Origin of the sequence: Streptomyces sp. NBC_01551 (assembly GCF_026339935.1) — a bacterium.
Classification (GTDB): Bacteria; Actinomycetota; Actinomycetes; order Streptomycetales; family Streptomycetaceae; genus Streptomyces.
The window spans coordinates 4293435-4306680 of sequence record NZ_JAPEPX010000001.1; the positions used below are offsets into that span (position 1 = coordinate 4293435).

The window sequence follows — 13246 nt, forward strand, 5'->3', positions numbered from 1 at the left end:
CGGGGGTATGCCGCCCCCTGAGCGGGCGCCACCTCGACGACAGGTCTAGCGGGCCAAGCCCGTCTTCGCCCCCGCGCCGCACAGCGGCAGCACCGCGGTGCGCCCCTGCAAGGGGTCGCCGGGCGCGCCCGGGCCCACCGCCGCCCAGCAGGCGGCGGCCGTCGGCTCGACGAAGAGGCCACGTCCCGCCAGGTCGAGCTGGGCCGCCCGCAGCCGGTCGTCCGGGACGGTCAGGAAGGTCCCGCCGGACTTGCGGACCGCGGCCAGGATCTGCCGGGCCCGCGGCGGGGCCGGGATGGCGATCCCCTCGGCCAGGGTCGGCCGCTGCTCCACCGGGTCGGCGTCCTCGGCCCCCGCCGCGAAGGCCTCGGCCAGCGGGGCCACCGCCTCGGACTGGACCGCGATCAGGGCCGGCGGCCGCACCCCGCGCCGCGCCAGCTCCGCCACCGCCAGGGCGGCGCCCAGCAGCAGGGTGCCGTTGCCCACCGGGACGACCAGCGCCTCCGGCAGTCGGCCGCCGAGCTCCTCCCAGATCTCGTACACGTACGTCTTCGTACCGTGCAGGAAGTACGGGTTGAAGACGTGGCTCGCGTAGAAGACGCCGGGCTCCTCCGCGGCCGCGCGGGCGGCCAGCGCGGCGGCCTCCCGGCCCCCGGGGACCACGCGGACGGCGGCCCCGTGGGCCCGCATCTGTTCCGTCTTCTTCTCCGAAGTGCCCTCGGGCACGAAAACTTCACAACTCAGTCCGGCCCGCGCGCAGTAGGCGGCGACGGACGTTCCCGCGTTGCCGCTGCTGTCCGCGACCACCCGCCGCGGGGCCAGCCGCCGGGCCACCTCGGCGAGCATCACGGCACCCCGGTCCTTGAAGGACAAGGTCGGCATCAGGTAGTCGAGTTTGGCGTGAATGCGCTCGGCCATCGGGACCAGCGGAGTGTTGCCCTCCGACAGGGTGACGGCGAAAGCCCCCGGCAGCGGCAGCACGGAGCCGTAGCGCCACAGCGAGTGGGGGCCGGCGGCCGGGGTGAGGGGCGCGGCCGGGTCCGGCGTGAAATCGAGGTCCCAGGGACCGCCGCACAGGGGGCAGCACCAGGGCGCCGTCCGCACGTCGCTGCGCGTGCCGTCGTCCGGGCAGACGTAGCCGGGCAGTGCGTGCGTCATGTGCGGTCCACCTTTGCTCAATCATGGCCGTTGTATGGCACGGATGTTACGCGTCTGTTGTCCTCTTGTGGGATGCCCGGAGGGTGGGTCAACCTTTCGTTGGCGGCGGTCCGGCCGACAGGAATTCTTGTCATGGGCATGCCTACGCCGGCAGTCCTGTGTGTCCACGCACCCCCACGCACGGCTGTCCGTATCCCCATGGCCCGCCCGGACCGCCGCCGCCACCCCCCGCCTATCAGGAGGACACCTCACATGTCCGTGATGCGTCACACCCGCCGGAAGATCGCCGGCGTCAGCGCGACCGCCGTCGTGGCCCTCGCGCTGGGCACCGCCGCCGCGTTACCCGCCGCCGCGGCGGACAGCGCCCCCCAGGGCGTCATAGAGAACGCGGGCGCCGCCGACGCGGTCCCCGGCAGCTACATCGTGACCTTGAAGGACTCCGCCGCCCGCTCCACCGCCGACAGCGGCAAGGCCGTCGCCAAGCGGTACGGCGCGAAGATCGACCGGACCTACAGCGCCGCCCTCAACGGCTACTCCGTCGCCGTCTCCGAGGCGCAGGCCAAGAAGCTCGCCGCCGACCCGGCGGTCAAGTCGGTCGTACAGAACAGGGTGTTCACCGTCGACGACGCCCAGGGCACCCAGCCCAACCCGCCGTCCTGGGGCCTGGACCGCATCGACCAGCGGGCCCTCCCGCTCGACACGAGCTACACCTACCCGGACAAGGCCGGCGAGGGCGTCACGGCGTACATCATCGACACCGGAGTCCGCATCACCCACGGCGAGTTCGGCACCCGTGCCTCCTACGGCTACGACGCCATCGACAACGACAACACCGCCCAGGACGGCCACGGCCACGGCACGCACGTCGCCGGCACCGTCGCGGGCAACTCGTACGGCGTGGCCAAGAAGGCGAAGATCGTCGGCGTCCGCGTGCTCGACAACAACGGCTCCGGCACGACGGCCCAGGTCGTCGCCGGCATCGACTGGGTGACCCGCAACGCCGTCAAGCCGGCCGTGGCGAACATGTCGCTCGGCGGCGGCGCGGACTCCGCGCTCGACACCGCCGTGCGCAACTCCATCGCCGCCGGCATCACGTACGGCGTCGCGGCGGGCAACGAGTCGACCGACGCGAGCACCAAGTCCCCGGCGCGCGTCGCCGAGGCCATCACGGTCGGCGCCACCACCAACACCGACGCCAAGGCCAGCTACTCCAACTACGGCTCCATCCTGGACATCTTCGCCCCGGGCTCCTCCATCACCTCCTCGTGGGGCACCGGCGACACCGCCACCAACACCATCTCCGGTACGTCGATGGCCACGCCGCACGTCGTGGGCGCGGCCGCCCTCTACCTCTCGCAGAACCCGGCGAGCACCCCGGCCCAGGTCTCCTCGGCCCTGGTGAGCGCGGCCACCCCGAACGTGGTGACCAGCCCCGGATCCGGCTCCCCGAACCGCCTGCTCTACGTCGGCGGCGGCACCACCCCGCCGAACCCGGGCACCCGCTTCGAGAACCTGGCCGACTACGCGATCAACGACAACGCCACCGTCGAGTCGCCGGTCACCGTCAGCGGGATCTCCGGCAACGCCCCGGCGACGCTCCAGGTTCCGGTCGACATCAAGCACACGTACACCGGTGACCTGAAGGTCGACCTGGTCGCCCCCGACGGCACCGTCTACAACCTGCACAACCGGACCGGCGGCAGCGCGGACAACATCGTCAAGACCTTCACGGTCAACGCCTCCTCGGAGGTGGCGAACGGGGTCTGGAAGCTGCGCGTGAACGACAACGCGAACATCGACACCGGGAAGATCGACTCCTGGGCGCTCCAGTTCTGACCTGAGCCGCGCATGACAGAGGGGGCGACCGCCTGAGCGGTCGCCCCCTCCGCTTACCATTCGCGCATTCGTTCGCGCCCCTGTCGATGGAGCACCCTGCCCCGTGAGCACCCCGCCCCCGCAGTACCCCGTACCCGGCCCGGGCCACTCCTGGCCCCCGCCCGCACCGCAGCAGGGGTGGGGGCCGACCGGGTACCACCCGCGGCCGGAACTCAACGGCTTCGCGCTGGGCTCGCTGCTGGTCGGGCTGCTGTGCTTCCCGCCCCTGGGCATCGTCTTCGCCATCGTGGCGCTCGTACAGATCGGGAAGAAGCGGGAGCGGGGCAAGGCGCTCGCGATCGTGGGCCTGGTGGTCTCCGGGGTGCTGACCCTGGGCATGGGGGCGGTCGTCGTCGCGGGCCAGTACGGGGACGCGGTCTTCGGCCGGCTCGGTGCGGCCCGCTCGTCCGGGGAGGCCGAGGGCGAGCTCACCGCCATCGACGACATGCGGACCGGCGACTGCTTCAACGTCCCCGACGGGGACATGTACGACGACTCCTCCTACGTCTACGCGATCGGCTGCGCGCAGGTCCACGACGGCGAGGTCACCTCCTCGACCGTCCTGCACGGCACGGCCTACCCCGGGTCTGAGCAGCTGCGCAAGACCGCGACGGACACCTGCTGGACGTCCATGGACGAGTACGCGATGGACACGTGGGCGCTGCCCGGCCACGCGGAGATGTTCCACTTCTCGCCGTCGGCCGCCTCCTGGCGGCAGGGGGACCGGCGGCTGGTGTGCGTGATCGGCACGCCGGACGAGGAGCAGCGGGGCAGTCTGCGCAAGGACGCGGGGATGCTGACGCAGGAGCAGGTGGACTTCCTGCGCGTGATGAACGCGGCCGACCAGGCGCTGGGGCGCGAGCCCGAGGAGGAGCCCGACCGGGACATGGACGCGCACCGGCGGTGGGCGCGCGAGGTCGAAGGGGCGCTGGGCGGTCAGGTACGGGTGCTGGAGGGTGCGAAGGGCCGCCCGGGCGTGGGCGGGCCGGCCGGGGCCCGGCTCAAGGAGCTGGCGGCGGCGCGCAGGGAGTGGCGGACGGCAGCCGGGGCGACGCGGCCGGCGGAGTTCGACGTGGCCCGGCGGCGGGCGGGTGCGGCGCTCTCCCTGGACGCGGAGAAGGCGCTGCGCGGCGCGTACGGGCTGTCGACGACGGTTCCGGACTGGGCGACCGAAAACCCGTCCGACGGGCCGGGCGGTGCGGGGGGTGGACCGTCCGCGGAGGCGGTGACGTGGGGGCGGCGCGGGACCGGGGAGTAGTCGGGGCGGGGTCGGCGCGGGATCGGCGCGCGGTCCGCGCGGGGCTCAGTGGGTAACGCGCGGTAACGGGTTTGAGTGACCAGGCTTCATCACTTCGGGTGAAACTCTGGCCCTTGCTTGCGGTGCACAACCGTCGGTTGCCAGGGTGTAGCTGTCTGTCAACCTGATGGGAGTGGCCAGTGACTTTCGGTGAGCAGCCGGCCTATCTGCGCGTCGCCGGGGATCTGCGACGGAAGATCGTCGATGGGTCCCTGCCCCCGCATGCCCGGCTTCCCTCGCAGGCCCGGATCCGCGAGGAGTACGGGGTTTCGGACACGGTCGCGCTGGAGGCGCGCAAGGTCCTCATGGCGGAAGGGCTGGTCGAGGGCCGGTCCGGGTCGGGTACGTACGTACGGGAGCAGCCGGTGCCGCGGCGGGTCGCACGCTCCGGGTACCGCACGGGGGGTGCCTCGACGCCGTTCAGACAGGAGCAGGCGGAGTCGGGTGCGCGGGGGACGTGGGAGTCGAGCAGCGAGCAGACGTTTGCGCCGGCCGAGATCGCGAAACGGCTCGGCATCTCGGCGGGTGACCGGGTGATGCGGACGCGGTACGTCTTCCGTGACGCGGGGGAGGCGATGATGCTGTCGACCTCCTGGGAGCCGCTGTCCGTGACGGGGCGGACGCCGGTGATGCTGCCGGAGGAGGGGCCGCTGGGGGGCTCGGGGGTCGTCGACCGGATGGCCGCGATCGACGTCGTGGTGGACAACGTCGTCGAGGAGGTCGGCGCGCGGCCGGGGCTGGCGGAGGAGATCGTGCTGCTCGGGGGAGTGCCCGGGCACGTGGTGCTGGTGATCGGGCGCACGTACTTCGCGTCCGGACTGGCCGTCGAGACCGCCGATGTGGTGGTGCCGGCCGACCGATACCGACTCGCGTACCACCTGCCGGTGCGGTGACGAGGCCTGGCCGGTGAGGTGACCTGGTCGGTGAGGCGTCTCAGCGGGTGGAGTGGTCCGGTCTGGTGGGGGATCCGGCCGGTGGGGCGTCCCGGGCGGTGAAGTGGTCCGGCCGGTGGGGTTCGCCGGCGGGTGGAGCGGTCCGGCCCCGTGGGGCCCTGGCGAGTGGAGCGGTCCGGTCCGGTGGGGGGCCAGTGAAGTGGCCCGGCCGGTGAGCTGACCTGGCCGGCGAGGTGGCCCGGTCGGTGGCGTGGCCCCGGGCGGTGGGGCGGGGGTGGGGTGGGTGACGGGGCGTCATGGGGTGGGATTCGGCGCGATGGTGATCCCTCTCACCTGCGCCGCCGCCGGACTGGCCCCCGCCGCGCGCCCGTTGGCCGCAGGGGTGCGCCGCCACACCCGCCCCGCCCGGTTCGCCCCCTTCACGCCACCTGCGGCGACGTCCGCCGGCGGCCGCGGTGCGCCCGGTGTGAACCGGCGCGCACGGCCCGCTCGTACGCATGGCCGGATGCGTACGCCTGCGAGGTACCTCTTCGTGAAAAACCGTATCCGCTCCGTAAAGGTCGGGCGTAAGCTCGGGCATATGCGCAATGGGGTTTCCCGGGCAGGTACATCGGCGGAGGGTGAAGCGCGATGAGCGAGAGCGGTGCCCTGCTTCCATGGCTGGTCATACGTCAGGACGACAACGGCAACCGCTACCGGGTGGGCCGGTACCCCACCCGGTCCGAGGCCCAGAAGGTCGTCGACAGCCTCGACGACCGCGGGCACAAGCAGCTCTACTGGGTCGAGCGGCTCGGTCAGGGCAGCCAGACGGCCACCACGAACTGAGTGCCGGGGCAGTCCCGGTGCTGGCATAGGCTCCGCCCATGACGGAACGAGTGGTCGTGGGCGGAGCCCTTTGTCATGAGGGGCGCCTGCTGGCCGCCCGCCGCAGCGCGCCGCCGGAGCTGGCCGGCCGCTGGGAACTGCCGGGCGGGAAGGCCGAACCCGGCGAGTCCGTCCCCGACGCGCTGGTGCGCGAACTGCGAGAGGAGCTCGGCATCGAGGCCGAGCCGCTGGAGCGGATCCCGGGGGAGTGGCCGCTGAGGCCGGGGCTCGTGCTGCACGTGTGGACCGCCCGGCTGGTGTCCGGCGAGCCCGCGCCGCTGGAGGACCACGACGAGCTGCGCTGGCTCGGGCCGGAGGAACTGGACACGGTGGACTGGCTCGACCAGGACCGCCCGGCGGTCGCGGAGGCGGGGCGCAGGCTGCGCGCCTGATGGCGGGACGCCGGGACGCCGGGACGCCGGGGCGCGGAGGCGCGGGGGCGTAGGGGCCCGACGGAGGCGCGGAGGCGGGGGGCCGGGGGGCACGTCGGGTCGCACTGGGGCGCGTGCCGCTCATGCTGTAGGCCGTCTGCGCCACAATGCGCCGGTGCGTGTGGGATCGAGTGGTACGACGCCCCGAATATCGGGTATGTCGCTATTAGTCCCTATCTCATGCTCTCCCTCGTGGCTCTGTCCCTGCTGAACCCGACTGGGGTCGCTGCCGGCCCGGGAAGTGATCGGCGTGATCGACACAGACGGTGAATGTGCCGAGTGGGCCTTTCCCGCCGAGCCCGGTGCCGTCCGCACCGCCCGCCACGCCGTGCGCGGAACACTGCGCGACTGGGGCCTGGAAGCAGTCGGTGACGTGACCGTCCTGCTGGTCAGCGAGCTGGTCACCAATTCCCTGCGGTACGCGTCCGGCCCCATCGGGGTCCGTCTCGTGCGGCCGAAACCGGCCCACGAGGGCTCGGTGGGGGGCGCCGCGCTGCTCGTGGAGGTTTCGGATCCGCTTCCGGATCCGCCGCGCGAGCGCATCGCGCAGCCCGACGACGAAGGCGGCCGCGGACTCCATCTCGTCGCCGTCTCGGCGCAGCGCTGGGGTACCCGGCACGGGAAGTCGGGCAAGACCGTGTGGTTCGAGTTGGCTCTTCCTGGTGAGTAACAAGGGGAAGGGTGGCCGACGATCACCGGACATGGCTGGAAACTAACGGGACCTTTTTGTGATCGTGAACGCCGTGCCGTCCGGGGCCGTGGTGCTGAATACTTCGGTCATGGCCGGTCCGGTTGCGGTGAGCTGGAGGGGACGGTCGCGTGAGCGAGATACCTGCGCAGGCACATCAGGCCCGAGTGCCCGGGGAGTCATGGCATGACTCCTTGTGGCACAGCAGCCCGCCTGGCTCGATATATGACTACATAAAGGTCGCTTCGTTCTCGATCGGCCCGGACGGGCTCGTCGACCAGTGGAGCCTGCGCGCCGAGGAGCTGTTCGGCCTCAGCGCGGCCCAGACGGTCGGCCGGGACCCGGTCGAGGCCTTCATGCCGCCGGAACTGCGCGCCGGCGGGCACCGCAAGGTCGCCGAAATCCTCGACGGCCAGGAATGGACGGGCTTCGTCCCGTTCCGCATCCCCGACGGCGACGGCGCGCACGGCGTGGCCGAGATCTATGTGATGCCGACCAGGGCCGCGACCGGTGAGCGGGCCGCGCTGTGCGTCGTGGTCGACGTACGCGCGCTGCGGCGGATTGAATCCGATCTCGCCGCCTCGCAGGCCATATTCGGCCAATCTCCCTTCGGATTCCTCCTGTTCGGTACGGATCTCACCGTGCAGCGGGCCAACCGCCGCTTCGCGACCGTGTTCGGCGGCGCCGCCGAGGAGCACCGCGGCCGCACCGTCCACGACTACCTCCCCCCGCACGAGGCCGACCGGATGGCCGAGGCGCTGCGGCGGGTGTTGGAGACCGGGGAGGCCGTCACCGACCTCCGGATCACCGGCGCGGCGCCGGGCAGCCGGGACAACCGCCACTGGTCCATCAACCTCTACCGGGTGCACAGCGGCAACGGCCGCCCCATCGGCGTGGCCGGCCTCGGCACCGACGTCACCCGGCGCCACCTCGCCGCCCGCGAGGCGGCCGGGGTACGGCGCAATCTCGCCCTCCTCAACGAGGCCGGCCACCGGATCGGGAACTCCCTCGACCTGGAGACCACCGCCCGGGAACTCCTCGACGTCACCGTCCCCGGCTTCTGCGACCTGGCCTCCGTCGACCTCTACCAGGGGCTGCTGCTCGGCGACGACGACCGGCCCGCCCGGCCGCAGGGCCCCGGGGTGCCGTCGCTGCCCGGGCAGGGGTCCGGGCGCGCGCCGTCCGCGCCGCTGCGGCGGGTCGCCTTCGCCTCGGCGGTGTCGGACGCGCCGCTGTCGGGTCCCGGCGCGCTGGTCTCCGTAGGAGAGGTCCACCGGTATCCGGCCGCGTCGCCCGGCGCGCTGGCGCTGCGGACGGCGCGGCCCCGGCTGCTGGTGTCCGGCGGGGCGGACGACCTCGTCCAGTCGACGCTGGTGGTGCCGCTGGTGGCGCACGACACGGTGGTCGGACTCGCCCAGTTCTCCCGTACGAAGGGCAGCGAGCCCTTCGGGGAACGCGACCGGGCGGTGGCCGTGGAACTCGCCGCGCGGGCCGCGGTCTGCATCGACAACGCGCGGCTGTACCGGCGCGAGCACGAGCGGGCGCTGATACTGCAGCGCAGCCTGCTGCCCCCGGGTGACCCGGAGGCGGCGGGCCTGGACATCGCCTGCCGGTACCTGCCGGGGAACGCGGCGACCGAGGTCGGCGGCGACTGGTTCGACGTCATCGAGCTGCCGGGGCACCGGACGGCGCTGGTCGTCGGGGACGTCATGGGACGCGGGCTGCGGGCCGCGGTGGCCATGGGCGAACTGCGGACGGCGGTACGGACGCTCGCGCTGCTGGACCTGGAGCCCGCGGAGGTGCTGACGGCGCTGGACGAGATCGCGCGGGGGCTCGGTGCGCCCGGCGGCTCCCAGCAGGCCTCGCGGGCGGCGCTGCACTCGCGCGACGCGGACCGCTCGGAGGTGTACCTGGCCACCTGCGTGTACGCCGTCTACGACCCGGTCACGCGGCGCTGCACGATCGCCAACGCCGGCCACATGCCGCCGGTGCTGGTGGAACCGCCGGAACCGGGCGGCGAGCCGCGGCCGGGTCTGCTGCTGGAGGTGCCGCCGGGGATGCCGCTGGGGGTGGGCGGGGAGCCGTTCGAGGAGGTCGAGGTCGACCTTCCGGAGGGCGCGCTGCTGGCGCTGTACACCGACGGGCTGGTCGAGTCACGGGACCACCCGCTGGAGGAGGGCCTGCGGGGGCTGCGGGAGGCACTGGCCGATCCGGTGCGACCGCTGGAGGACGTGTGCGACCACGTGCTGAACACGCTGGACACGCGGCACGGGGAGGACGACATCGCGCTGCTGATGGCGCGGGTGCAGGGGTTGCCGATGGATGCGGTGGGGGACTGGCAGCTGCCGCGCGAGGCGCGGTCGGTGGGCCGGGCGCGGGAGCTGGCGCGGGCGAAGCTGCCGGCGTGGGGTCTGGAGGGGCTGCTCGACACGACCGAGCTGCTGGTCAGCGAGCTGGTGACGAACGCCTTGCGGTACGGGGAGGGGGAGATCCGGCTGCGGCTGCTGCTGGACCGGACGCTGGTGTGCGAGGTGTGGGACGGGAACCTGGTGCAGCCGCGGCGGCGGCGGGCGCGGGACACCGACGAGGGCGGGCGGGGGCTCCAGCTGGTCGGCATGCTGTCGGCGGGCTGGGGGACGCGGCGGACCCACCGGGGGAAGACGGTGTGGTTCGAACTCCCGCTGCCGGGCGCTGACGCGGAGTCCGTCTCGGAGCTCTCGGCGGAGCAGCTGCTGAGCATGTACGGCTGACCGGCGCCGGGCCGGTCCCGTGCGGGTCCCGTGCCGGGTGCGGGTGCGGGTGCGGGTGCGGTGCGGGTCCCGTGCCGGGTGCGGCCGTGGGCGGGGCGTGGGCGGGTGCGGCGCCGCTGCCGGGGGCGCTGCCCCCGGACCCCCGCGCCTCAAACGCCGGCGGGGCTGGGGTGTGCCGGCGGGGCTGGTTTCGTGGGCGGGGGTGGTGGGTCAGGCGGCCTTGCGGGACTTCAAGGCGGCCAGGCGGGCCTCGATCTCCGCGGATTTGTCCAGGTCGTCGAGGGCCTCGAACTGCGCGTCCAGGGAAGAGGCGGCAAGCTCCTGCTTGCCCAGCGCCTTCGCCTCCTCCCGCCGGACCTTGTCCTCGAACCGCGCCAGGTCGCTCGTCGGGTCCATGACGTCGATGTTCTTCACCGCGTCCATCATCGTGTTCTGCGCCTGCGCCGTCTTCGCCCGTGCCACCAGCTCGTCGCGCTTCGCCGTCAGCTCCGTCAGTTTGTTCCGCATCGAGTCCAGCCCGGACTTCAGCTTGTCCACGACCTCCGTCTGAGCCGCGATCGTCGGCTCCGCCGTCCGCGCCTCCTTCTCCGACTGGAGCTGGCGGCCCAGCGCGACCTTCGCCAGGTTGTCGAACTTGTCCGCGTCCGCCGCCGCGCCCGACGCCCGCAGTTCGTCCGCCTTCCGGCTCGCCGCTAGCGCCTTGCCGCCCCACTCCGCCGCCGCGTCGACGTCCTCCTTGTGGTCCGCCTCCAGCAGCCGCAGGTTGCCGATGGTCGTCGCGACCGCCGTCTCCGCCTCCGCGATGTTGTTCGTGTAGTCCCGGATCAGCTGGTCGAGCATCTTCTGCGGATCCTCCGCCTGGTCCAGCAGCGCGTTGATGTTCGCCTTCGCGAGCTGGGTGACGCGGCCGAGGACGGTCTGCTTGCTCATGGTCGTGATCTCCTTGGATGAAGGGGGTGCCTCTGGTCGCGGCCGCCTCAGAAGCGGCCGCCGCCGCCCATCCGGCCGCGGGTGCCGCCGCCGCCGAAGGAGCCCGGGCCGGGGCCGCCGCCCCCGCCGAAGCCGCCGCCCCCGAAGCCGCCGCCGCCCCGGCCCCCGCCACCGCCCCGCAGGATCTCGCCGAGGATGATCCCGCCGAGCACCGCGCCGCCCATCCCGCCGCCCTGCTGCCGCCCGCCACCCGCGTACTGGTCCCGGTAGCCCCGTACGTCCTGCTCGGCCAGCTGCTGCGCCTGCCGCGCCAGCGCGTCCGCCTGCTGGGCCTCCGCGAGGGCGCCCGCCGGGTCCGAGCCCGCGAGGGACACCGACCGCTCCAGGTGACGCTGCGCCTCCGCCAGCCGGGTGCGGGCCTGGCTGCCGACCGCGCCCCGGCTGGTCGTGACGTAGTCCGTCGCCGCGCCGATCGCGCTGCGGGCCGACAGCAGCGCCTGGTCCAGCAGCGCCGCCGCCCGCTGACGCCCCGACTCGCGTTCGCGCGCCCCCGCCAGCGCGTCGTCGAGCGCCGCGTCCGCCTCCTCGGTCCGGCGCAGCGCGTCGAGGGGGTCGTACCGGCCGGCCGCCTGCTCCCGCCGTACGTCGGCCAGCACCGCCTCCGCCCGGCCGATCCGGCCGCGCAGATCCGCCGTGGAGACCCCCTCGGCGGTGCCGGTCAGCAGGCCGCGCGCGTCCGCGAGGTCCGTCTCCGTCTCGGTGAGCGCGCCGTCCAGCTTCCCGGCCGCCTCCGCCAGCTCCTGCGCCCGGCGTTCGACCGCGTCCACCAAGGTCGCCACCTGGTCGACGGCGCCCTCGGCGGCCCGTACGTGCACGGCCGCCTTGCCGTTGTCCCCGGCGTCGATCGCCGTCCGCGCCTCGCCGAGGTTCGTGGTCGCGAACAGCAGCCGGTCCTTGGCCTGGGCGGCGTTGGAGGACACCGGCGCCGACGCCGAGTCCGCGTACCGGCCGGCGAGGGCGGTGAGCGTCGCCTGCGCCGTCGTCGTACGCCCGGCCAGCTCGCTGAAGTGCGCCTCCACGGTGGCCAGCGCCGCAGGCGCGTTCTTCTCCAGGTCCCGCAGCCGGTCGAAGTCCGCCGACTCGGAGTCGAGGCGCCGGTTCGCCTCCGTGCAGCGGGCCACGATCTCGTCCAGCATCCGCCGGCGGGTGGCGTCGTCCTCCGGGTAGGCGTCGTCGAGCTGCTGGCGCAGCCGGAAGGCCTGCGTGAGCTCGTCCCTCGCGTACGCCAGGGCCGCGGTGAAGGTGGCGACCGCCCCGTCGCCGAACTGGGCGGAGGCGAAGCCGAGTTCCTCGGTGCTGGTGCGGACCGCGTCGTCGGTGTCGACCAGCAGCGCCTTGGCCTTGGTGTCGAGTTCGGGCAGCGGCAGGGCCGTCGTGGTGGCGGGCTGGGCTCCCCAGCCGGTGGTGGTCCTCGTACCGGATCCGGCGGCGCCCTTGCGCTTGCGGCGGGTGTACGCGTACGTCGCGAGGGCGCCGGCCGCGCCGACGACGACCACCGGGAGCACGAAGTCCCCGGCCCCGCTCTGGCCGCTCTCGCCGCCGCCGGGGTCGGCCTCGCCGGGGGTGATCTTCGGTACGGGTACGGGCTGCCCGCCGAGCACCGCGTCGTAGCCGTTGGCCGCGCCGATCGCGGCACCCGCCCAGTCGTTCTGCCGCAGGGCGGGCTCGATGGCGGTACGGGCGACATCCGCGAGCTGCTCCTCGGTGAAACCGGAGTCCACGTCGGCCGAATAGGCGTACTGCCGGGCGCCGGTCGCCACCGCGAGCAGTACGTCGTCCTGGCCGAGGCCGTTCTTCTGGGCGGTGGCGTCGGCCCAGCCCTGGGCGGAGCGGCCGGAGAAGTCGTTGACGTAGGTGACGAAGAGCTGGATCTTCCGGTCCGCGTACAGCTTGTCGAGCGCGGCCGTGACGGCGGGCTGCCGGTTGCCGAGGGCTCCGACGCGGTCGGTGATCTGCCCCTGGCCGGAGAGGGTGACGGGGTCCTCCGCGCGGGCGGGGGGCGCGCCGGCGATCCCCCACCCGCCGAACGCGAGCAGCGCGGCGGCGAGGGCGAGGGCGGACCGAACGGACATCGGCGTCCTGCTTCTCGGCGGTGTCACATTTGGGAGCGTATGGGCGCTCCCATACCCCCGCACCCGGAACCGTGCGCCCTGCGCCGCCCCGCCGCGCGCTGCCCCGACCCCCGCGCCTCGGCTCCCTGCCGCCCGGCACGCCCCCGCGAGGTCGACCCCGGCCCCCACCGCGCCGAGCCGCCGCCTGTCGGCCTTCGCCGTGTCCGGCTGCTGCCTGTCGGTTACCGC

Annotated in this window: 10 protein-coding genes; 7 read left to right on the top strand and 3 right to left on the bottom strand. The window is 73.6% G+C overall.

What is annotated here, in order from left to right; genetic code table 11:
- Nucleotides 1–45: 45 nt before the first annotated feature.
- Nucleotides 46–1158, bottom strand: coding sequence for a pyridoxal-phosphate dependent enzyme (locus tag OG982_RS19550; protein WP_266785018.1), 1113 nt, complete (start codon nucleotides 1156–1158; stop codon nucleotides 46–48).
- Nucleotides 1159–1410: 252 nt separating this feature from the next.
- Between OG982_RS19550 and OG982_RS19555 the strand changes: the two genes are divergently transcribed.
- The 7 genes from OG982_RS19555 to OG982_RS19585 all read left to right on the top strand — a co-directional run bounded on the left by OG982_RS19555 (nucleotide 1411) and on the right by OG982_RS19585 (nucleotide 9956).
- Nucleotides 1411–2994 carry a S8 family peptidase gene (locus OG982_RS19555; RefSeq protein WP_266785016.1) on the top strand — a complete coding sequence of 528 codons (1584 nt, stop codon included), beginning with the start codon at nucleotides 1411–1413 and terminating at the stop codon, nucleotides 2992–2994.
- 103 nt (nucleotides 2995–3097) lie between these two features.
- Nucleotides 3098–4291, top strand: a complete 1194-nt coding sequence (locus OG982_RS19560; RefSeq protein WP_266785014.1) for a DUF4190 domain-containing protein — start codon at nucleotides 3098–3100, stop codon at nucleotides 4289–4291.
- 179 nt (nucleotides 4292–4470) lie between these two features.
- Complete coding sequence (locus tag OG982_RS19565; protein ID WP_266785012.1) at nucleotides 4471–5223, top strand: GntR family transcriptional regulator; 753 nt, start codon at nucleotides 4471–4473, stop codon at nucleotides 5221–5223.
- Nucleotides 5224–5853: 630 nt separating this feature from the next.
- Entirely contained in the window at nucleotides 5854–6048 is a 195-nt protein-coding gene (locus OG982_RS19570; protein WP_266785010.1) for an SPOR domain-containing protein, read from the top strand.
- A gap of 38 nt (nucleotides 6049–6086) precedes the next feature.
- Entirely contained in the window at nucleotides 6087–6479 is a 393-nt protein-coding gene (locus OG982_RS19575; RefSeq protein WP_266785009.1) for a (deoxy)nucleoside triphosphate pyrophosphohydrolase, read from the top strand.
- Nucleotides 6480–6759: 280 nt separating this feature from the next.
- Entirely contained in the window at nucleotides 6760–7188 is a 429-nt protein-coding gene (locus OG982_RS19580; RefSeq protein ID WP_266785007.1) for an ATP-binding protein, read from the top strand.
- A 185-nt stretch (nucleotides 7189–7373) separates the two neighbouring features.
- Complete coding sequence (locus OG982_RS19585; RefSeq protein WP_266791846.1) at nucleotides 7374–9956, top strand: SpoIIE family protein phosphatase; 2583 nt, start codon at nucleotides 7374–7376, stop codon at nucleotides 9954–9956.
- 210 nt (nucleotides 9957–10166) lie between these two features.
- Here OG982_RS19585 and OG982_RS19590 read toward each other — a convergent pair whose 3' ends face one another.
- Both OG982_RS19590 and OG982_RS19595 read right to left on the bottom strand, forming a co-directional pair.
- Nucleotides 10167–10886, bottom strand: coding sequence for a PspA/IM30 family protein (locus OG982_RS19590; RefSeq protein ID WP_266785005.1), 720 nt, complete (start codon nucleotides 10884–10886; stop codon nucleotides 10167–10169).
- 47 nt (nucleotides 10887–10933) lie between these two features.
- Entirely contained in the window at nucleotides 10934–13018 is a 2085-nt protein-coding gene (locus tag OG982_RS19595; RefSeq protein ID WP_266785003.1) for a TPM domain-containing protein, read from the bottom strand.
- Nucleotides 13019–13246 lie beyond the last annotated feature (228 nt).